Origin of the sequence: Parabacteroides sp. CT06, assembly GCF_002257605.1 — a bacterium.
Taxonomy (GTDB): Bacteria; Bacteroidota; Bacteroidia; order Bacteroidales; family Tannerellaceae; genus Parabacteroides; species Parabacteroides distasonis.
This window is the reverse complement of the sequence record NZ_CP022754.1, coordinates 4,414,585-4,437,606: the sequence shown is the minus strand read 5'-3', so window position 1 is coordinate 4,437,606 and position 23,022 is coordinate 4,414,585. Positions and strand designations below refer to the sequence as shown.

Sequence of the window (23,022 nt, the reverse complement as noted above, 5' to 3'; positions counted from 1 at the left end):
TTCATTCCTTTTCTGTTTCCTCTTTCACTGGTTTCACTTTCGTTTTCTTGAAGTTGAATAGCTCCCTGAGATGCATCATTTTCTTGCGGAGCACGATACCGGCTCCGGTCTCCGTGATCTCGCCTTCCAGCAGGCTCTCGTAGTTCTTGTCGTGGAAAAGTTTGACGTAACGGGAGCCACTGCTGTCTAACCGATATTCTACGGATACGTTATCGATGAACGGCTGCGCCTGTCCATTGTTAATGTTCTCGCCGGTAGAGATACGGCCGCCTAGAACCACACGGATACGGTCATTATAGAATCGCTTGGCGAAGCGGAAGGAGTAGTCGGTACGGGTACCACCTCCGGCGTCGCCATTATCGTCGTACGTCTCCATGCCGAAGCTGATATCCACGGATTTCAAGGCGCTTCCGGCGATGTTGTTGATCTCGCTTTGCAAGAAGCTGGTCAAGGCGTCTCCCATATTTACGTTCACCTTGCCGCCACCACCGCCTCCGCCGAGGTACATACCGGTCACGAGCATGCTGACAGCCAGCTTCGCCCGTTCCTCCGGACCTTTCGAGGTTAGTTCCTCTTGCATCGCCATGTCTTCCGGGGCGGTGAGGGTAAATTGCAACCCTAGGTTCTCCAGTTGTTGGGTCAGTTCGATGCCTACGTCGAAATTTACCAAGCGGGGCGATGATTGCCCGGTTAGGGTGACGGACGTACGGACTCGCTCGGTAGCCGTAAGGTTCAAGGTCGGGTCCATGGGGTTGCCCGTCCATTGCACGTAGCTACCCTCTTGTACGTTGAACTCCTTCAATGGGATCACCGGGATGGAGTACTTGATGGTTCCACCCGTCAGCGTGTAGCGTCCGTTCAAGAACATATCGCCTTGCGGGGTATACTGGAAGGAAAGGTCACCGCCACCCTCCAAATTGATATGGTTGGACTGGTCGGGACTTAAATCCACGTTCGCTTGTACGGCGGGATCGATGTGGATCGTTATCAACATGTCCATGCCTCCCATCGGCAACGGGGGCTTACGAGGCATGCGCCGACGTAAAGTATCCGTGAAAGAGGTGAAGGTTACCATGTCCGACATACGGTCTTGCACGGTCAACGGGGAGTCTTTCAGCACGTAGGTGATATTCGTCCCGCCCAATAACTGCAAGTCCCCTCGCATGGTCAAGGCATCCAACGGCCCGCGTACGGTAGAATTCAAGTTGACGAACAGCTTTCCGTAGACAAGGCTTTCCTCGTTTTTCTTAACGTTCAGCAGTTGCAAGTTATTCGCCGTTAGTTTAAGATTGGCGGTCATGCGGGATAAATCGTTGAAATCCACTTCTCCGTTGATGATAAACGGATTCTTGTTGTATGCGTAAATACCATATTGGTTGAACAAGATTCGGTTGTTCTTTATCTCTATCTTCTTATCGTCGAAACGGAAGGTAGAACCTGCGGCGCCTACATAAACGGAGGCGGTATCGAGAATCAGATATCCCTCGGCCATGGGTTTATCGCTTTGTCCGCTGATAGCGAGCGTACCATCGAGGTCTCCGCCCATTTTCGCCATATCATCCGGGATGAACGGGTTGGCGATATCCAAGGGGAAGTGCATGAACTCGACAGTACCGCTGATATGGTCGGTCTCGCCCATCTGGTATAAGGCGGTAATGGCACTCACCTCTTTCCGGTCCCGGAAAAGGTGCATATCCACTTGATGGTTCCCCTGCTCTAAAGGTAGATAGACTGCGTTGAACATGAGTTCGCCGACCCGCTCGTTCTCATAATACAGATCATCAATGTTCATATCCGCCACGACCATGAAGGCCGAGTCGGAAGGAGCGTACTGGAAATCGGCGTTCAATATACCTTTCATCGGCGGGATATAACTGAATGCGTTGGAGATAACCCCAAGGTCGATCTGGTTCAACTCGGCGTGGACTTCCTCCATCTCGTCACTTTCCGCTTGGGAGTGTATCCAGAGGGCGGCGTTATTATCTCCGCTGAGTCGCAGGTTCGCCTCGATATCCTTCATGCTGCGTACCACGACGTAATTATCCGGGTTCAGCTTGAAAGGGCGGAACGCTATGATCGGGTCATCGGGGAAGAGATGGAACTTGACCCCGTTCTGTATCTTATCGGCCCGGATTCCGAGCAACAAGCCGGTCTCGCCTTTCCCGTCCTTGAAATAAAGGCGGGCGTCGCCGAAGCCATAACGTATTTGCCCGTCCAGCCCGGCGCTGAAAGGTTGTTGCTGCCTGTATTTATTCTTGATCACTTGGGCGCTATAGAGTAATCCGAGCGAATCTTGGTGCATCTCCGCCCGGATGGTATCGATCTGCATCGTATCCCGTGCCAGATCGTAAATGGAGGCATCCATGCGTATACCCGTTTCCGGTGAGGTATAGGCGTTCATGGCGATGCTCTTGAAATCTACGTAATAGGTTTGGAGATAGTTGTAGATCGGATTGTCCTGTCCTGCCCGTACCTCAAGGTACATATCGGGGAGGAGCGGGCGAAGGATCTCCAGATTGACAGTCGAGTCCCGTTCCAATTGGAGGGTGATATCGTTCGATACCTTAGTCAACTTATCCGTGATGTGGTGTATGCAATCATTACCCGTGAGGATGATCCCTAAATCCCCGGCGTGGAAAGACACACGGGTGGTATCGATATCCGTCCGGGCATGCAAGGTCAGCGTTTTCGGCTTGAAACTTTGTTTTGGGGTGACGACCTCCCAGTTTCCTAACGTAACGTCGATCGTGTTATCTTCATCCAGATTACTTTCTGCCTCGGCGAAGAGCTGGAAAGAGGTGGCGAAGGGATTTGCCATTAAGTGCATACCCTGTAAATCCATGTTCTCCACATCCGCTATCAACATCGCCTTCACCTCGTGCTTGTGGAGGGTCGCGTTTAAGGAGACATCCATTTTCGCCAACGGGTATTTGCTAAGCAGATCCACTTTCAGTAAGTTCTTTTCCAGAGAGCCATCGATGGATACGTCTGATACCGATGAGGCGCCGTAGCGTATATCCGATATCTTACCGTCCAGTTTGGCCCATGTACGTTCAGAGAAAGGGTCTGTGCCCCGGCCTTCTGCTTTAACAGAGGCGGTCAGCCAAAATAGAGAGTCTTTGGGCATGAAATGGGTAGGTTCCAGACTGTCTATCCGTAAATTAGCCTCATAAGCCAGTTGCACCGGATTATAGCGGGCGGTCAGACCTACTTTGCCTTTATCTTGGGTAAGAACAAGCTCGGTGCGGTATTCTTGATTTGCGACTGTAGCTTCCCCCTTCAACTGAATTCCTGCCGGAATGGCAAATTGATCCCGTTGGGAGGCGGGAAGCATCGCCAGCAAAAAGTCCAGATTACCGGATCGAGCCTTTAACTGAATCTCACCGGTTCGCCGGATGCTATCCGTCACGGACTCCATGCTACCCGTGACGTTCATCTGAAACGCTCCCGGCAGCATGATATCGCCTTGTGTGATACGTATACTGGAGAGGTTGCCTTCTACGCCTGCCGTAATAGCGAGAGGCTTGTCCGGGTAGGCTTTCTTGAAATCCTCTGGAAGAGAACCTGCCGCTATCAATAAATCTTCTTTCCCCAACGAGGCGTTTAACAGGGCTTTCATGCTACCTTGTGGGTGCTCCTCGAGGGAGCTCCAAGGGATAGTCGCTGTCAATCTCACTTCGGAATTTGGTGTCTGGAGAAGTAGGTCCGGTACGTCTATCTGTTCATGGTCACTCCGGACATTTCCTGCCAATGCCGAAACCTTGAGGCCGGAACGTTCTTCCACGAAGAATTCCTTGATGTGGACGTTTATTTCTTTTCCTTGATATAAGATGGAATCGATAGAGGTGTTCAGGTTCGTTAAACTGATATGGGAGAAATCGAGTCCTTGCTCGGGTGCCGCGTAATTCCCGTCATAAGCGAATGTAGAATTCGTTATGTCAAAGTTTCTCGCCTTATATTGTTCCGCTCCAAGATCTACGAGGCCGTTATTTAGCCCGGCTTTATTAACGAAAGCCGTAAGGCGTAAGGAATCCGAGGGCATTTGTAGGGCGAAGGCTACCCGGTCCAAACTGATTTTATCCAGCTTGAGTACCCAGTTCAGAGGTGTGGAAGTCGTGTCTTCTTTCGAGGTTGAATCATTTAATAGAAGGGTAATGGCGGTATCGGATAAATCTACGGTATTAAATGTAGCTTTCTCCTCGGACAGGTCTATACGATCGGCGTGCAGGTAAAGCTTTCCCAAGAATCCTTTGATTTCCATACCTTCAATCATAGTCCCGGTGTTAACCTTTACGTTCCGGAGGTCGATCGCCTCTACCAATACTTGCTTCCGCAAAAGAGGAAGGGCACGAACCCGTACCGTCAAGCTCTGTAAACTCAACAAGGTATCGACGGGAGGATTTACGACCTCGACACCCTTAACCGTAAGGTCTAACGGGAAAGATAGCCTAATCTGCTCGATCCCGATTTGCATACCAGTCACTTTTCCCGCGTATTCGGTCGCTTTCCGTACCGCGAAGTTTTGGAAAGGAGGTATATATAGTAATATAGAGAGTAACAATACCAATGCGATCGGTATTAGGCATATCACTCCTATCCGTTTAATCCATACTCTCATGTTGATACGTTTCTCTTTTTCTTATTTGTTTATTTGCCTGTTTTTATGACGATCGCTCCGTTCGCGCCTCTCACCCCGTATTCACCTGCGTCTTTCAATACTTTTAATTCCGAGACATCTTCGACGGGAATCGTGTTTAGAACAGATAGGTCCATCGGTATACCGTCTACCACTACTAGCGGGTCACTAGGACTGTTTAGGGAAACGCTCGCACGGATGCGTACGGAACCATCGGCGAATGTTATGCCACTCATCCTTCGTAGCAGGCAATAGAGATCCCGGCATCCGGTTTTCTGTATCTCTTCTTTATTCATAACGCTTGAGCTTACTATTTTGTTTCGTTCCCTTTCCATAATTTCTTTCAGGGCCTCATCCGGTTCAAAACTACGCTCTGCGTTGAATGTGCTATTCTCTAAAGTAATGGTTATATAATTGTATCCGTTGACTGGGACTTTGACTACATTTCTTGTTTTCTTAATAGTGACGAACAAGGTATCATTCAGGTTAGCCCCCGGGATGGTGAATACGCCATGTTTGTTCGTTTTCACGGTGATCGGATTCTGACTGCCTAGCGTGACCGGATAGCGTTTGATTATTTTATCGCTGATGTCACGCAATACACCGACTAAAGTATCATTCTGTGCCAAAAGTATTTGACTGCTGAATGATAAGATGATGATTGAAAGATAATGTATTGTTTTCATAGCTCAATCTTTTTAGCTGAACATAACACAAAGATAATATAATATTTCTTAAAGGCAGAGTTTTAGGGCAAATTCGTAATAGGTATTATTTTTACGTTTCTATGTGGTCTCATTTGTCGCTAAAATGAGATTACTATAAATGGAAATCATTACATTTGCCAAAATAAAATGAACGGTATGGAATTAGATTTAGCCTATTTGTGTAAGGAGGTTCGAGAAATAGCTCGTGCTTCTGCGACATTCTTAAAAGAAGAACGCCGAAAGTTTGACCGGAACTTAGTGGAGGAAAAAAGTGCTCATAACTATGTATCTTATGTGGATAAAGAATCGGAACGACAGATCATAGAGGCTTTGTCTACTTTGCTACCTGAGGCTGGTTTTATCGCGGAGGAAGGCTCTGGAAGTTTGACTGATGAGGAATATTGTTGGGTGATCGATCCATTGGACGGCACTTCAAACTATATTCATGATATTGCGCCTTATTGCGTGAGTATCGCTTTAAGAAATCGGAAGGAGTTATTGTTAGGAGTAGTCTATGAGGTGTGTAGGGACGAGTGTTTTTATGCAGTGAAAGGTGGTAAGGCTTACTTGGATGGGAATGAGATATATGTATCGGATGTATCAGTATTGGATAAGGCATTTATCGCATTGGGTTTCCCTTATAACTCTGATGCTTATCGTCCGGTAGCCGGTCATTTGGTTGATAGGTTGTATGGTTTTGCGGGAGGTACCCGTTTGATGGGATCTGCCGCCGCTGAACTGTGTTATGTGGCAGCAGGACGTTTTGATGCCCGTATAGAAGCCTATTTAGGCCCTTGGGACGTAGCCGCTGGTGCCTTGATTCTATTGCAGGCCGGAGGAAAAATATCAGATTTCAATGGAGGAGAGAACTGGGCTTCGGGTGAACAGGTAGTTGCCAGCAATGGCAAGGTTCACTCTCTTGTGTTGTCTTTGTTGCCCTAATACTAGAGTAATCCTGCGTATTCTAGTGCTTCTGTGTGTATTTAAAAGGTAAAAGAGTTTAAACTTACTTCTTATTTGCGGGGTGTTTGATCCGTTTTGATTTTCAAAACAGATGGAGGAATACAAATACCCGTAAATCCTTGTATGTGTCTAATTCAGTAAAAATCAAGACTTTTAGGATTAGAGATTTTACTTACATTTGTGGAAAATAAAAATGTTACAGAGTATGAAAAACAATCTATACGTCTTTTTTCTGTTCTTTATTACTGGACTAATGTCATGTAGCCATCACTCAGGTCTATATGAACATGCGGAAAAGATAATGTCCCAACATCCCGATAGCGTTTTAACATTGCTATCAACAATACAAGATGTAAATGATCTTTCAGAAAAGGATCGTGCTATGTACTATCTACTTTTGACAGAAGCTCAAAATAAAACTTATGTCAAACCTACTTCAGATTCGTTGATCGCTATTTCTACTGAATACTTTGATAAAACCGAAGATTGGGGAAGAAAAGCAAAAGCTTGGTATTATAGAGGAAGAGTCAATCAGGACCTTGGCGATGCTCTTCATGCGCAAGACTATTATTTGAAAGCATTACGAAATAGTGATAAAGTTTTGGATTATGTTTTACTGGGTCGTATTAGTTATAGTTTAGGAATGCTTTATACTTATCAGAATGTTTATGAAAAAGCAATTCCATTTCAGAAAAAGGCTTTAGATTATTTTAGGGAAGTTCAAGATTCTATTGGCCAATCATTTGTTTTAAGGGATATAGGCAGAACTTATACCTCTTTATCAAAGCTAGATAGTGCTTGCTTTTTCTATGAGTATGCGTTGAATTATGCGAATAATCTTAGTAAACCCTCTATTTTTAGTGAATTAGGAAATGTCTGTATGGAGTTAGGTGATTATAAAAAAGCTTATGACTTTCTTCAATTGTCTTTGGAATATTCTACGGATGTGTCTTTGTTGTATCCTACTTATTTAACTTTAGGAGACCTATTTTCAAGAATAGGGCCGATAGATTCTGCGTATGTTTATTTAGAAATGTGTAAAGAAAGCCATTCATGTTCAACACAAGCAGGCGCTTACTATTATTTGGCAAAACTAGAAAAAGAGCAGAAACACTGGAAAAATTATGCAATGTTTCAAGAAGTTTATGAACAACTACGTGACTCAACTAATAAGATAAAACAAACAGAGTCTATTCGAAAGATGCAAGATTTATATAACTATCACCAAGTAGAGGCAAAATATATGCAAACTCAGATTGCATTAAATAAGACAATCATAAATTTTCTCATTGTAGGTATTTTTGCTTTAAGTGCTATTGTAATATTGGTTTTCGTGATAGTTATGGTGTACAAAAGATTAAACAATAAAAAGAAACATCTGCAGGAACAGAGGCGAAAGCTAGATGCTTTGAAAGAAAAACAACGAAAAGATAGAGAACGTATAGAAAAAAATGAAAAGATTATAGCTAAGCTAGAGAAGCAGATACAAGAGTCTTCCATCGCTTTTGATGAAAAAGAGAAAGAACTTATGCTTTTGAGAAAAGAACGTTTGGAGGCAGAAAACAAGAATTTGAAGTATGCGGAAACCGAGAATGAGCTTTTATTAAATCGATTTTTAACATCGGACATTTATTATCGTTTTCATATGAAAGAAGACTGGAGACCAAAAGAGAATGATTGGGAGGAATTATATAAAGCTTTGGATGAGACATATGATGGCTTTACCCATAGGCTCATGGGAGTTGCTAAAAAATTGACAAGTACAGAACTGCGTGTAAGTTGTTTAGTAAAGTCTAATGTTCCTCCCGTTACAATAGCGATGCTAATCGTTACCACTCCAACAAACGTGTCTATGATTCGTAAACGACTATATGAGAAAATACATTCACAGAAAGGCTCTTCTGAGAAATTTGATAGATTCATACAGGAGTTTTAATGATGATTGTGCATAATTTGTGCAATTTTAGTTCATGTTTTTGTAAGTAATGTATGGTATGTTTGCTCCCATGTTTTTATAAAAATATCATGCATTATGAAAAATGTAAACAAATTCACTGTTGTTGCGATTTTATTCGCATTGTTTTTAACTAATTCTGTTTTAGGAGATAATATTCCTACGGAAGGAAAATGGAGAGATGAATATTATCGTTCGGCAGATGCCCCATTACCTCCAGTTGCATCAATCGAAGGAGATATCCTTTCCTTGGACTTTGAAGATGCTTTATCAAACTTGACTGTATGTGTCATGAATGATAGAGGTGTGAAAATTTATGAGGATGTTGTTTCTTCAGAGGCAGGTGGAACTTATTCATTTTCTTTAGCGGGAGAAACAAGTGGCCAATATCAAGTTGTACTATTACACCAATTGGGACACTTGACCGGTAACTTTACCTTGGAATAAAAAATTAAAAGGTTTTGTAAGAAGAAAGAGCTGTTATACTTCTCGGTAAAATGGGAAACACAGCTCTTTTTTTATTAAGACAATTGTGCCAAATTCGAATCTTTACTTGGATACATATATATACATGTTTTAGCGCTAAATGTATCATCAATCAGTTGGGAGTCATTCTGTTTATTGTGTATTTCTTAAAAATAGGCTCCGTTGTAGCCTACTTTACTATACATGGAAATTGCGATTAGTATTAATAGAAATTCAAAATACTATGGATACTAATCGGAGCTTGGATGGATGTAATTTCTTTGCATTCTGATTATCAGATGTATAGATGATAATCTGGAAATATTGGGCTTATTGTGCTTTTTTAGAAATTAAATTAGGTGTGGTTGGCCTAGTTTTATTTCCAAATGGTGTTATATCATGATTCTTATAACATGAAAAATTCATAGTTGTGAAATTTTATAGGATTTAGCTGTTAAAATCAATATGGATTTCCCCCTTGTCTAAGAAATGACAGGACAATACTATTATATATGCCGTTTATTCTGTATTTTTGCCAGAAAAATTAGCAGACATGGCTGAAAGCAAAGTTGAACACCTATTGGATAGCATTCATTTTCCGGAAGACTTGAGACATTTGTCACAGGATAAGTTGGAGCAGGTATGTGCCGATTTGCGTCAATATATTATCGATGTTTTGTCTGAGAATCCCGGTCACCTAGGTGCAAGCCTTGGTACGGTAGAGCTGACAGTCGCCCTTCATTATGTATTCAATACCCCCTATGACCGTATTGTCTGGGATGTCGGGCATCAAGCTTACGGACATAAAATACTTACAGGAAGGAAAGATATTTTCCATACGCTCCGTAAGTTTAAAGGAATTAGCGGCTTCCCTAATCCGGCGGAAAGCGAGTATGACGCTTTTATCGCCGGACACGCCTCAAATTCAATCTCTGCGGCGATGGGTATGTCGGTAGCCTCGGCCTTGAAGAAGGAACTGGATCGCCATGTGATCGCCGTGATCGGGGATGGCGCTATGACCGGAGGACTCGCCTTCGAGGGGTTGAATAATGCGTCTGCCAACCCTAATAATTTGTTGATTATCCTGAATGATAACGATATGGCGATAGATCATAGCGTAGGTGGTCTTAGCCAGTATTTAGTGGATATAACGACGAGTCAAGCCTATAATAAAATGAGATACGATGTGTATCGAGGCTTAAAGAAGATCAAGCTCATCAATAACGATCGCCGGGAAAACATCTTACGTTTTAACAATAGCCTTAAAGCATTGCTTACCCAGCAACATAATTTATTTGAAGGCTTCAGCATCCGTTACTTCGGTCCGGTGGATGGGCATGATGTAAATTATCTGGTGAAGGTATTGAATGATATAAAAGATATGCAAGGCCCTAAGCTGTTGCATATCAAAACGAAAAAAGGAAAAGGCTTTAAACCTGCGGAAGAGTCCGCTACGGAATGGCATGCTCCCGGAAAGTTCAATAAGGAAACCGGCCAGCGTATTATCGTTCGTAAATTAGATGAACCTCAATTATATCAAGACGTGTTCGGTCATACATTGGTAGAGCTTGCGGAGAAAGATGAGCGTATTGTAGGCGTAACTCCGGCTATGCCTTCCGGCTGCTCGATGACTTATATGATGAAAGCCTTCCCGGATCGTGCGTTTGATGTGGGAATTGCGGAAGGACATTCCGTAACTTTCTCTGCCGGATTAGCTAAGGAGGGAATGATACCTTTCTGCAACGTGTATTCTTCGTTTATGCAGCGTGCGTATGATATGGTTATCCATGATGTAGCTTTGCAAAAACTACATATGGTGATCTGTCTGGATCGTGCGGGATTAGTGGGAGAGGATGGAGCTACACATCATGGCGTGTTTGATTTAGCATATCTTTGTCCGATACCGAATTTGGTAATCGCTTCCCCATTGAATGAGTTGGATTTACGGAATTTGATGTATACAGGCTATGCTGCTTTTAATGGCCCGTTCGTAATCCGTTACCCTAGAGGTAAGGGGGAGATGAAAGATTGGCGTAACGAGATGCAAGTATTGCCTATAGGAAAAGGGAAAAAGTTGCGTGACGGGGATGATATCGCCGTACTTTCTATCGGACCGATCGGAAACGAGGTGATCAAAGCCATCGAGATGGTGAAAGAAGCGGGGGTATCGATAGCCCACTACGATATGATCTACTTGAAACCGTTGGATGAGGAGCTGTTGCATGAGATCGGGCAGAAATATAACCGTATTATTACGGTAGAGAATGGAGTGATAAAAGGAGGTTTTGGTAGCGCTGTCCTTGAGTTTATGGCAGACAATGGCTATACGCCTCATGTAAAGCGTATCGGAGTGCCGGATGCGTTTATCGAGCATGGTTCTATACCGGAACTGTATCAATTATGTGGTATGGATGCCGAGAGCATTGCGAAACAGTTGAAAAAGGAGAATTGATTATTGTCAATTAATAAAATATGAAAATTGTCATAGCCGGTGCGGGAGAAGTAGGTACACATTTAGCGAAAATGTTATCTCAAGAGAATCAGGATATCATTTTGATGGATCCGAATGAGGAACGGCTGAATTTCTCAAAATCTAGCATGGAGATTCTCCCTATGGTCGGGAATCCGACCTCGCTTAGAGATTTGGAGGAAGCGGGGATCAAGAAAGCGGACTTGTTCGTAAGTGTTACTCCCGAGGAGACTACCAATGTGACGGCTTGTATGTTGGCTCATAATCTAGGAGCGCATCGTACGTTGGCCCGAATCAATAATTACGAATATTTATTACCCAAAAATAAAGAGCTGTTCGAGAAATTAGGAATCAACTCGATGATTTATCCTGAGATGTTGGCGGCTAAGGAGATCGTGACAGCTGTACGCCGTCCGTGGACACGCCAATATTGGGAGCTGTTTGGTGGAGCTTTAATTCTGATAGGTGTTAAAGTTCGGGATAATTCCCGTTTGGTGAACCGGGTATTGGCCGAATTGCTAAATGAGCAGAAGCTATATCATATTGTCGCTATTAAGCGAAAGAACGAGACGATAATCCCCCGTGGTACGGACCGGATAGAGTCTGGTGACATCGTATTCTTTACGACGACCCGATCTCATATAGAGGATGTGCGCTTACTGGCCGGGAAGAAAGATCCGGAAGTAAAGAAGGTTATTATTATGGGAGGAAGCCGTATCGCTATCCGTGCTTGCCAATATTTACCTAATAACATCCGGGTAAAAGTAATTGAGGCTAATAAAGAGAAAAGTCATCGAATCGCTGAGGTAGTGCCTAGTAATGTCTTGATTATAAACGGAGACGGACGTGATACTGATTTGTTGATGCAAGAAGGCATCAAGGATGCGCAGACTTTTATAGCTTTGACGGAAAATTCCAGCACGAATATATTGGCATGTCTGGCCGCTAAGCGTTTAGGTGTGTTTAAGACAATCGCTAAGATTGAGAATATCGATTATATCCAATTGGCGGAAAGTATGGACATCGGTTCGGTTATCAACAAAAAGCTGATAGCAGCCAGCCATATCTATCAATTTCTTTTGGATGCGGATGTCTCTAACGTGAAATGTTTGACCTTTGCGAATGCGGATGTGGCGGAGTTGGTGGCTCGCCCGGATTCAAAGATTACCAAGAAACAAGTCAAGGATCTCCGTCTGCCGAAAGATATGACTCTCGGTGGGTTGATTCGTGACGGTGAACCTATGATGATCAAGGGTGATACTCAGATACAGGCATACGATCATGTTGTCGTATTCTGCTTGGATACGGCTATGCGTAAGCTGGAGGACTACTTTAACTAGTTGATAGTTATGTTGAACGTACGTTTTATAGTGAAGATGCTAGGGGTGATGTTCATCCTTGAGACTTTTTTTATGCTGGCCGCTACCGTCGTAGCTTTCCTTTATCGGGGGAGTGATGTATATCCGCTTCTTATTTCAAGCGGAATCTTATTCGGGACCGGTTTTTTGTTCTACTCTATGGGCTTTAAGGCGAATGAACACTCGGCCGGCCGGCGGGAAGGAATGTTGATCGTGACATTGACTTGGATTTTATTCTCTTTATTTGGAATGTTACCATTCTATATTGGAGGATATATAGATAATGTGACCGATGCCTTTTTCGAGACCATGTCCGGATTTACGACTACCGGCTCTACTATTTTAACGAATATAGAGGCATTGCCTAAAGGTATCTTATTCTGGCGGAGTCTTACACAGTGGCAGGGAGGTATCGGTATGGTCGTATTCACCGTGGCTTTGATGCCTATTTTCGGAGGTGGTGCCTCGCAGATGTTTGATGCCGAAACGCCCGGTATAACCCATGAACGTTTTCGTCCTCGTATTACGCAAGTCGCTAAACGCCTGTGGGGGGTGTATGTTTTTCTGACACTTTTTTTAGTCGGCCTTTTATGGGCTGGTCCGATGAATTTGTATGATGCGGTAAATCATGCGTTCACGGCTATATCTACTGGTGGATATTCAACCAAAAACGCAAGTATCGCTTATTGGAATTCCTCTTATATAGAGTATGTAATAACTATTTTCATGTTTATCGGAGCTACCAATATGACATTGGTTTATTTCTGTTTTAATGGAAATGTGAAGAAATTGATTAAAGATGAGGAGTTTCGCTGGTTTTTCTTTTTTGTTTTAAGCGCTATTATCGTTGTCATGGTGTGGATCTTGTACCTTGGATTCGCCTCGGATGTAGAGAATGCGTTCCGTAAGGCGGCTTTCCAAGTGGTGACCTTGGTTTCTACCTGTGGATTCGCTACGGATGACTATATTCCTTGGGGACCGTTTTTCTGGTTTATCGCATTGATCTTGATGTTTATTTGTGGATGCGCCGGATCTACTTGCGGTGGCTTGAAGATGGGACGCTTCGTTATTTTAACGAAGAATCTCTCCAATGAATTTAAGAAACAGACACATCCCCATGCGGTGATTCCAGTACGAATGAACGGGCATGTCGTATCTGGTGATATCGTACATCGTGTGTTAGCTTTTGTGTTCGCTTATATTACGTTAATCGTGGTGAGCTGTTTGGCTTTATCTTTGGATGGGATGGGATTTTCGGAGGCGATTGGTGCCGCTGTTTCTGCTATAAGTAACGTAGGGCCCGGCTTGGGAACGCTTGGTCCGGTAAGTAATTTTGCGGATGTTCCCACGGTGTCGAAATGGTTTCTGTCTTTTTTGATGTTAACAGGGCGTCTGGAGATATTTACGGTATTAACGATATTAGTCCCCGGTTTTTGGAAACAGTAAAATTATTGAAAATGAAAAGTATACAGGTCATTGCTAGTCTGCTGTGTGGTATTCTGTATTGTGGGATTTCTTTAAATGCCCAGAATGTATTGAAAGCAACAGGTTGGATGCCAGAGCACACATTTACTTCCGGAATAGAAGGTCCGGCTGTAGATAGCGAAGGAAATTTATATGCCGTAAATTATAAGAAAGAAGGGACGATCGGTATTGTACGCCCAGATGGTAGCCATGGCTGTTTTCTCGTTTTGCCGGAAGGATCTACCGGGAATAGTATCCGCTTCGGGAAAGACGGAAATATGTACGTGGCGGATTATACAGGGCATAATATCTTAAAAGTGGATATGAAATCTAAGAAGATCAGCGTATTCGCTCATGAGCCAAAGATGAATCAACCAAACGATATTGTATTTGCCTCCAATGGAAATATCTATGCGAGTGACCCGGATTGGCCGAATCAAAAAGGCCAACTTTGGTTGATTACCCCGGATGCGAAAGTCTCCTTATTGGAGACGAATATGGGAACGACTAATGGCATCGCTGTGAGTGAGGATGGTAAACGCTTGTACATTAATGAATCTGCTCAATTAAAAGTCTGGGTATATGATATATGCCCGGATGGTACTTTAAGGAATAAACGTCTATTTCATACTTTTGAGGGGTACGGTATGGATGGTATGAAGTGTGACGAGAAAGGAAATCTTTATATTTGCCGTTATGATAAGGGTACTATAGCTTTGTTAAATCCGCAAGGAGATTTAGTTGAAGAGATTCAATTGACAGGAAAGCAGCCGTCTAACTTAACATTTGGAGGACCTGATCATCGTCAATGTTATGTGACATTGCAGGATCGGGGTTGTTTTGAAACCTTTAAGGTTCCTTATCCGGGAAAAGAATGGTAACCCGATATACGTTTTTGATTAATTTTGCGTTATAATAGGTACGGAATATTAAAAAGATATATAGATGATAGAATATATAAAGGGTGAAATCGTGGAACTTACACCTACACGTATGATTTTGGAGTGTGGTGGTATAGGCTACGAGCTGAATATATCCTTGAATACATATAGTGCGTTTGGGAGTAAGACTACCGGAAAAATATATATATATGAGGTAATCCGGGAAGATGCTCATTTACTATTTGGCTTTGCCGAGAAAATCGAAAGGGAGTTGTTCCTTTTGCTTACTTCCGTTTCCGGCGTGGGACCGAATACCGCACGCATGATCCTTTCTTCTCTACCGCCATCCGAATTGGTTCAAGTGATCGGTTCGAAGAATGAGGCCGCATTGACTGCCGTGAAAGGGATTGGTTTGAAGACGGCCCAGCGTATCTTGGTAGATTTGAAAAATAAGGTGAAACCTATGGAGAGTATGGCCGGAAACTTGCCGGAGGCATCAGTCTCTAATGGAGCGGTAACCGAGGAGGCCGTAGCCGCATTGGTTATGTTGGGTTTCCAGAAAGCGGCTTCGCAAAAAGCGGTATCCGCTATTTTGAAAGGCTCGCCCACTTTAGCTGTGGAACAAGTAATTAAAACTGCGCTTAGAATGCTTTGATAATTGACAATTGAGGATTAACGATTAACAATTGACAATTAAATGAGAAAATGAGAAAACGAATACTGAAATATTCCATATGGATCGTTGTATTATTGTTTGGTGTCGGCTTGTATTCGCTGAATGCTGATTACCTTGCGTATACATCATCTTTGCCGGAATTGGAGTTGCTGGAAGCTCCGGAGGATACGATCCCTCCCCGTTATCCGGTAGCTAAAACTACACCGGAGGAATATCAAGATATCGTGAAACAATCACCTGCCGATTTGCGTGATCCGGAGAATGTCAAGACTACGATTGAGTATGATTTAAAGACGAATACGTATATTGTTCGTACGAAATTAGGCGATATGGAGATTGGTACGCCGATGAGTTTAACCCCAGCGGAATACCAAGATTATTCTATGCAACAATCACTTCGTTCCTATTTCCGCCAAAAGAACGAGGAAGAATTCCAAAAAGCTACGAATAAACAGTTTAACTTAACCGATATGCAGTTTAATATCGGTGCGGCGGAACGTATCTTCGGCCCCGGTGGAGTACGTGTAAGAACACAAGGTTCGGCCGAGATCACGATGGGATTGAAGACGAATAAGAATAATGATCCTTCTCTTCCGGAGCGTTCCCGTAAACGTACTTTCTTCAATTTTGACGAGAGTGTGCAGTTGAATGTACAAGCCTCGGTGGGTAGCAAGGTGAATTTCGGAATGAATTACAATACCGAGACCTCTTTTGATTTCGATTCCAAGAAATTGAAGTTGGCGTATACGGGCGAGGAGGATGAGATTATCAAATCGTTGGAAGCCGGTAACGTGAGCATGAATACCAGCAACTCCTTGATTAATGGAGGTGCGGCTTTATTCGGTATGAAAGCGGATTTACAATTTGGTAAGTTGCGAGTGAACGCCTTGTTTGCCCAGCAGGAATCTGAATCCAAGACGGTTAGCTCAAAAGGGGGCGTGCAGACGAAGCCCTTCGAGATCAAGGTGGATGAATACGACGAGAACCGTCACTTCTTCTTGGGCCATTATTTCTATGATAACTACGATAAGTTTATGGAGTCTTTGCCTACCGTCACCTCCGGTATCGAGATCTCTAAGATAGAAGTGTGGGTGACCAATAAACGAGGTAATTATGACCAGTCCCGCAATATCGTAGCTTTCACTGATTTGGGAGAAAATGAATCTCGTAATATCGGTAATACAGCCTTGGTAATGCCTTCCGGAACGGATAGGCGTCCGAATAATTCCGCAAACAATTTATATACGACTTTAACCACTCAATTTACGGGTGCCCGTAAGATTAATATGGTGAATGATGCTTTGAAAGGTGCCATGGAGGGAGGACGGGATTTTGAGAAAATCGAGAGTGCCCGTTTGCTAGAGTCGTCTGAGTATACATTAAACAAGAAATTGGGTTATATTTCTTTGAGGACTCAGTTACAGGCTGATGAGGTATTGGGTGTCGCTTTTAGTTTTATCTATAATGGCAAGACCTATCAAGTCGGTGAGTTCTCTACGGATAATAAAGAGAATACGAGTGACTGTATTTATGTGAAGTTGCTAAAGGGCATCACGATGTCGCCTGATATGATGTTCTGGGACTTGATGATGAAGAACGTATACTCATTGGGTGCTTATTCGGTGCAGAAAGAAAAGTTTAAATTGAACGTAACCTATCAGAGCGATTCTACCGGTACGTATGTAAACTATCTTCCAGAAGGTAATTGTGCGAATCAAATCTTGATTCGGGTATTAGGGCTGGATCGCTTGGATACTTATGACAATCCGAATCCGGATGGCTTCTTCGATTTTATTGACGGTTATACGATACAGGCGGAGACCGGTAAGATTATATTCCCTTGTGTACAACCTTTCGGCTCGAAATTACGGGAAAAGGTAGGTAATGCCTATGCCAGTAAATATGTATTCCAAGAGTTGTATGACTCGACATTAACTGTTGCTCGCCAGATCGCCGAGAAAAATAAATTCCTTTTAAGTGGTGAGTATAAAGCCTCGTCGGGTTCGGAGATCGACTTGGGAGCTACTAACGTGGCCCGTGGGTCTGTACGTGTCACGGCAGGAGGAGCTACACTGACAGAGAATGTGGATTATACGGTAGATTACAGTTTAGGACGTGTGACGATCTTGAATGAGAGCATCATATCTAGTGGAACACCCGTTAGCGTATCTCTGGAGAACCAGTCTACTTTTAATATGCAGCGAAAGACGATGATCGGGTTAGACTTGAATTACCAGTTCAATAAGGACTTCATGGTCGGTGCCACGGTTATGCATATGTCGGAAATGCCTCTTACGGTAAAAACCACTTTGGGAGATGAGTCTATAAAGAATACTTTATGGGGCTTGAATACCTCTTATAAAGCAGAGAGCCAGTGGTTGACAAACGTATTTGATAAGTTACCCTTGTTGACATTGACCAAACCTAGCCAAATCTCATTCAATGCGGAATTCGCTCATTTAATAGCGGGACATTATGAGAATCAATATACGGGTGGTTACTCTTATTTGGATGACTTCGAGTCTACACAAAGTGGTATGGATCTTTTGAACCCGTATGCTTGGAACTTGGCGAGTACCCCCTATGAAGATTCGAATCCTAAATTTCCGGAAGCGGAGAAGGTGAACGATATCGCTTATGGTAAAAACAGAGCTTTGTTGGCTTGGTATACGGTAGACGGAATCTTCACACGTAAGAGTTCCTCTTCCCGCCCTCGACATCTTACGAATGATGATTTATCGAATCATTATACGCGTGGAGTCAGTTATAAAGAGATCTTTCCGAATAAAGAGTTGGGAACCAATGATAATACGACTTTGCCAGTATTAAACCTCGCTTTTTACCCGAATGAGCGTGGTCCGTATAACCTGGATGCGGAAAATGTAAACTCGGACGGTACGTTGGGTAATCCGGAAAAACGTTGGGGTGGTGTAATGCGCAAGATCGAGCCTAGCGATTTGGAATCTGCCAATTATGAATATATCGAATTCTGGCTTTTAGACCCGTATCTTGAGGACGAGACAGCCGAAGGTGGTGACCTATACTTTAACTTGGGTGAGATTTCCGAGGATATTTTGAAAGATGAGCGGAAATTCTTTGAGAATGGCATGCCTGTGGACGGTGATATGTCGAAAGTTGATACGACTGTTTGGGGTAAGGTTCCTCGCACGCAAAGTACGGGATATGCGTTTGATGCCCAAAATCGTGAGTTGCAAGATGTCGGTTTGAACGGTCTTTCTACGGAGGAAGAGCAGACTTTCCCTACGTATGCGGATTATTTGAATAAATTGAGGGCGAAACTATCCGGTGAGACCATCTCTAAGATGATGGATGATCCATTTTCTCCTTTTAACGATCCTGCCGGGGATAATTATCACTATTTCCGTGGGGATGATTACGATGCTAAGGAGTTGGATATTTTATCTCGCTATAAACGATATAACGGTACAGAGGGAAACTCACAAGAATCCGATCAAAGATATGCTACAGCCGGAAAGAGTACACCGGATGTGGAAGATATCAATGGCGATAATACGTTGAATGAGACAGAGAAATATTTTGAGTACAAGATCTCTCTCCGTCCAAAAGATTTGCAGGTCGGTGTAAATAACATCGTCGATGAGCGTACTCCGGAAGTAACCTTGATGAATGGTGATAAGGAGAAAGTAAAATGGTATCTATTTAAGATTCCTATTAAAGATTATGAGAAGAGGGTTGGAGCGATCCGGGATTTCAAGACTGTCCGTTTCATGCGTATGTATATGACAGGATTCCGTAAGTCTACGGTTCTGCGTTTTGGTACCTTGGAACTGGTCCGTGGTGATTGGCGTACTTATACGCAGGATTTGTCAAATCCTCTTGTTCCGCCAAAGTCTGATGGACAGATAGTCGTATCTTCTGTGAATATAGAGGAGAACGGGCAGCGTCAGCCGGTCAACTATGTGTTGCCTCCGGGTATTAGCCGTATGTTCGATTCCAGCCAGCCTCAGTTGCTTCAACAGAACGAGCAGGCATTGTCTATGAAGATAACGGATTTATCTCCTGCGGATGCACGTGCGGTTTATAAATCTACCGCTTATGACCTTCGCCGGTATAAACGATTACAAATGTTCGCTCATGCGGAAGCGCCGATTGATGAGAGCAAGACTTTGTCGAATGGTGATTTCTCTGTATTTATTCGTTTAGGTTCTGACTATAAGAATAATTATTATGAGTATGAGGTACCTTTGGATCTGACTCCCCATAGTACTATTCTTTATAATACGAACAATAGCGCGGATCAAGAAAAAGTATGGCCTTTAAATAATACCTTGAATTTTAAATTGGAGACGCTGACCGACTTGAAGTTGGAGCGAAATAAATTGAAACGTCAGGGACAGGGAAATATAAGCTACCAAAAGGTTTATTCGAAAAATGATCCGGATAATACGCGTAATAAAATCAGTATCATCGGTAACCCTAGCTTAGCGGAGGTGAAAGTGATCATGATCGGCGTACGTAATAATACGGGTGATATCAAGAGCGGTGAGGTCTGGGTAAACGAACTTCGTATGACTGATTTCGATGAGAAAGGTGGTTGGGCCGCTAATGCGAATCTGAACGTCGCTTTATCCGATTTGGGTACGGTCAATGTAAGTGGACGAATGGAAACCGCCGGTTTTGGTGCGTTGGATCAGTCGCTGGCCGAACGTCGGATGGATGATTATTCGCAATATAGTGTGGCGACCTCGATTGAGTTGGGTAAGTTGTTCCCTGAGAAAGCAAAGGTTAGCATACCTTTTTACTATGCTTATTCGAAAGAGACTACAACTCCTGAGTATGATCCGTTGAATGAGGATATTAAGCTTTCGGACGCTTTGGATGCGGTAGAGACCCAAGCCGAGAAAGACTCTATCAAGAGTTATTCTTTGGACCAGACCACGATTAAGAGCGTCTCTTTCAATAACGTAAAGGTGGATATCCGTAGTAAGAATCCGATGCCGTATGATCCGGCTAACTTCTCGTTAGGTTACTCTTATAGCCAGAACAGTAAGAAGAATCCGGAGACCGAATATGAGACAACCAAGGATTACCGAGGTAATTTCGCTTATAATTATACGCCTTACGTGAAACCGTTCCGACCCTTCGAGAAGCTGAAGAAGAATAATGGATATACAAAATATATCAAGCAATTCGGACTGAATTACGTCCCGTCGAATATTAGTTTCCAGACGGCGATGATGCGGAATTACTATGAGATTAAGCTAAGGGATTTGACAAGTTCTACGGATGGAGGTAACCAGTTGCTCTCATTCAGTCACAATTTCTTGTGGGACCGTGCCTTCAGTTTGCGTTGGGACTTTACGAATAATCTGAGCATGACGTTTACTTCCGGTACGAATGCCCGCATCGAGGAACCGAATGTTCAAGTGAATAAGAAATTGAATCCGGATGATTATCAGGTATGGAAGGATTCCGTGAAGCAAAGTATCCGTGATTTGGGTACTCCTTTGAAATATGACCAAACGTTTAATGTCACTTGGAATATGCCATTGCAATTCATACCGGCATTGGACTGGGTAAATAGTTCATTGACTTATAATGCCACGTACAACTGGGATCGTGGAGCCAATGTCGCTAGTATTGAGTTGGAACAGGGTAATATAATAAAGAACCAACGTCAATTTGACTGGCAGGGTAGTTTCAATTTGCAGTCATTGTACAATAAGAATAAATATCTGAAGAAGATCAACCAGAAATTTATGGCCTCTTCCCGGGTAAGCGCTCGTCAACCGGAGAAAAAGAAGAAAGAGGTGAAACTAGAGAAAGAGATCCAATTGAGCCCGGATAGTGGAACGATCGTGCAGCATGGAATGTTTACGAAGAAGGTTCGTATCACGGCACGTGGAGCGGACGGGAAGGTCTATTCAATTAAATACAAGCCGATCAATTACGCCCAAGTCATGATCTTGAATAAGGATACGGCCCGTTTGAAGCTGACAATCGTGCCCGGTCCTCAGCCTTTGGAAGGAACCTTGACGAAAGTCGCTGAATATAGTAGCCGTTTCTTGATGATGGTACGTCGGGTAAACATACAATATTCGTTGATAGACGGTATGATGTTGAGTGGTTACGCACCGGAGGTTGGTGATATGTTCGGACAACGGCGTACAGGAACTTTGGCTCCGGGACTCGGTTTTGCTTTTGGAGCGGTAAGAAGGAGCTTTATCGACGAGGCGGACGAGCGGGGCTGGCTGGTAAAGAATGAGAATATGACGACTCCCGCCATGATCAATAGCGCGAAGAATCTTACGATTCGTGCGAATCTAGAACCTATAGCCGGCTTGAAGATTGATTTGAACGCAAACCGGGTAGATACCCGTAGTACCGATATCTATTATATGCAAGACGGTATGCCCGAGCAGATGGGAGGTAGCTTCACGATGACTACGATTGCCTTGGGGAGCGCTTTCGGCGGCAGCGGAAACGCTAATAACGGTTATTCCTCGAAAGCGTTCGATAAATTTATCGCTCATCGTAGCGTGATCGCCCAGCGTTTGATGGATACCTATTCTGGTACGGTTTATCCGAGCTCCGGTTTTATGGCGGGGCATGCTTTAGCGGGAAAACCTTATGATCCAGCCGTAGGGGGAGGCGTAAGCCTGAATTCCATGGAGGTATTGGTACCTGCTTTCTTGGCGGCTTATACGGGTAAGGACCCGAATAAGGTAGGCTTGTCAGCCTTCCCGTCTGTTAAGAGCCTGCTACCGAACTGGCGTGTTACGTATGATGGCTTGATCCGTATACCGGTTATCCGCAAATACTTTAAGAGTATGATGTTAAGTCATCAATATCGTTGTTCCTATAGCGTAGGTGCGTTTTCCTCCTTCTTGGATTGGGTAGATGCCGGGCAGGATGGTTTGGGATATATCCGCGATATCCAGACAGGTAATCCTACGCCGTCGTCTCCTTATGATATAGCGGCCGTGAGTATCACGGAAGGATTCAGCCCGTTGTTTGGTGTGGACGCTACTTTATTGAATAATATAACAGGTAAATTTGAGTTGCGCAAGACTCGTAACTTAAGCTTGAATATTTCCTCTTACCAATTGGTGGAAGCGCTTTCCAACGAATTCGTGATAGGAGTAGGATATAAGTTGACTGAGTTTAACAAGGTGTTGAAAATGAAAAAGACACGCGACTTCAGTAATGATCTTACGATCCGCTTAGATTTCTCTTACCGTAAAATGCAATCGTTGATCCGTAAGATTGAGGATCAGTTTACGCAGGCTACCAGCGGGAATATCGCCAAGACCATCCAGTTCTCTGCGGATTACGGGTTAAGTCGTGCCTTGACATTGAGAGCGTTCTATGATTTACAGATCAATGAGCCGATCGTGTCCACATCTTCTTACCCGACATCGAACTCGAACTATGGTATTAGTTTACGGTTCTCCTTAGCGCAATAA

General features: G+C 43.5%; 11 protein-coding genes. 9 read left to right on the top strand and 2 right to left on the bottom strand.

The genetic code is table 11. The annotated features are described in order from the left end of the window. Nucleotide 1 precedes the first annotated feature (1 nt). Both CI960_RS19570 and CI960_RS19565 read right to left on the bottom strand, forming a co-directional pair. Nucleotides 2–4,618: a translocation/assembly module TamB domain-containing protein gene (locus CI960_RS19570; protein WP_094582535.1), complete on the bottom strand. Its 4,617-nt coding sequence runs from the start codon at nt 4,616–4,618 to the stop codon at nt 2–4. Between the two features lie 29 nt (nt 4,619–4,647). Continuing rightward, a complete protein-coding gene (locus tag CI960_RS19565) occupies nt 4,648–5,322 on the bottom strand; it encodes a TonB-dependent receptor plug domain-containing protein (RefSeq protein ID WP_005861038.1) in 675 nt (224 codons plus the stop codon). A gap of 177 nt (nt 5,323–5,499) precedes the next feature. On the opposite strand from CI960_RS19565, the gene CI960_RS19560 reads away from it, so the two are divergent. From CI960_RS19560 to sprA, 9 genes are all read left to right on the top strand, one after another. Beyond that, nucleotides 5,500–6,285 carry an inositol monophosphatase family protein gene (locus CI960_RS19560; protein ID WP_005861039.1) on the top strand — a complete coding sequence of 262 codons (786 nt, stop codon included), beginning with the start codon at nt 5,500–5,502 and terminating at the stop codon, nt 6,283–6,285. Between the two features lie 226 nt (nt 6,286–6,511). Further along, nucleotides 6,512–8,242, top strand: coding sequence for a tetratricopeptide repeat protein (locus tag CI960_RS19555; protein WP_005861040.1), 1,731 nt, complete (start codon nt 6,512–6,514; stop codon nt 8,240–8,242). Nucleotides 8,243–8,338: 96 nt separating this feature from the next. Beyond that, nucleotides 8,339–8,707, top strand: coding sequence for a DUF3244 domain-containing protein (locus CI960_RS19550; protein ID WP_005861041.1), 369 nt, complete (start codon nt 8,339–8,341; stop codon nt 8,705–8,707). A 571-nt stretch (nt 8,708–9,278) separates the two neighbouring features. Next, nucleotides 9,279–11,177 (top strand): 1-deoxy-D-xylulose-5-phosphate synthase, encoded by a 1,899-nt coding sequence (dxs, locus tag CI960_RS19545; protein ID WP_005861042.1) that lies wholly within the window; start codon nt 9,279–9,281, stop codon nt 11,175–11,177. A 20-nt stretch (nt 11,178–11,197) separates the two neighbouring features. Further along, a complete protein-coding gene (gene trkA, locus CI960_RS19540) occupies nt 11,198–12,535 on the top strand; it encodes a Trk system potassium transporter TrkA (protein ID WP_005861043.1) in 1,338 nt (445 codons plus the stop codon). A gap of 9 nt (nt 12,536–12,544) precedes the next feature. Beyond that, complete coding sequence (locus CI960_RS19535; protein ID WP_005861045.1) at nt 12,545–13,999, top strand: TrkH family potassium uptake protein; 1,455 nt, start codon at nt 12,545–12,547, stop codon at nt 13,997–13,999. A gap of 11 nt (nt 14,000–14,010) precedes the next feature. Next, nucleotides 14,011–14,898 carry an SMP-30/gluconolactonase/LRE family protein gene (locus CI960_RS19530; protein WP_005861047.1) on the top strand — a complete coding sequence of 296 codons (888 nt, stop codon included), beginning with the start codon at nt 14,011–14,013 and terminating at the stop codon, nt 14,896–14,898. A gap of 64 nt (nt 14,899–14,962) precedes the next feature. Continuing rightward, nucleotides 14,963–15,553, top strand: a complete 591-nt coding sequence (gene ruvA, locus CI960_RS19525) for a Holliday junction branch migration protein RuvA (RefSeq protein ID WP_005861049.1) — start codon at nt 14,963–14,965, stop codon at nt 15,551–15,553. Between the two features lie 50 nt (nt 15,554–15,603). Beyond that, entirely contained in the window at nt 15,604–23,022 is a 7,419-nt protein-coding gene (sprA, locus tag CI960_RS19520) for a cell surface protein SprA (protein ID WP_005861051.1), read from the top strand.

Coding starts and splice junctions, on each gene's coding strand:
- CI960_RS19570 (WP_094582535.1), bottom strand. CDS start 4,618: ATGAGAGTATGGATTAAACGGATAGGAGTGATATGCCTAATACCGATC.
- CI960_RS19565 (WP_005861038.1), bottom strand. CDS start 5,322: ATGAAAACAATACATTATCTTTCAATCATCATCTTATCATTCAGCAGT.
- CI960_RS19560 (WP_005861039.1), top strand. CDS start 5,500: ATGGAATTAGATTTAGCCTATTTGTGTAAGGAGGTTCGAGAAATAGCT.
- CI960_RS19555 (WP_005861040.1), top strand. CDS start 6,512: ATGAAAAACAATCTATACGTCTTTTTTCTGTTCTTTATTACTGGACTA.
- CI960_RS19550 (WP_005861041.1), top strand. CDS start 8,339: ATGAAAAATGTAAACAAATTCACTGTTGTTGCGATTTTATTCGCATTG.
- dxs (WP_005861042.1), top strand. CDS start 9,279: ATGGCTGAAAGCAAAGTTGAACACCTATTGGATAGCATTCATTTTCCG.
- trkA (WP_005861043.1), top strand. CDS start 11,198: ATGAAAATTGTCATAGCCGGTGCGGGAGAAGTAGGTACACATTTAGCG.
- CI960_RS19535 (WP_005861045.1), top strand. CDS start 12,545: ATGTTGAACGTACGTTTTATAGTGAAGATGCTAGGGGTGATGTTCATC.
- CI960_RS19530 (WP_005861047.1), top strand. CDS start 14,011: ATGAAAAGTATACAGGTCATTGCTAGTCTGCTGTGTGGTATTCTGTAT.
- ruvA (WP_005861049.1), top strand. CDS start 14,963: ATGATAGAATATATAAAGGGTGAAATCGTGGAACTTACACCTACACGT.
- sprA (WP_005861051.1), top strand. CDS start 15,604: ATGAGAAAACGAATACTGAAATATTCCATATGGATCGTTGTATTATTG.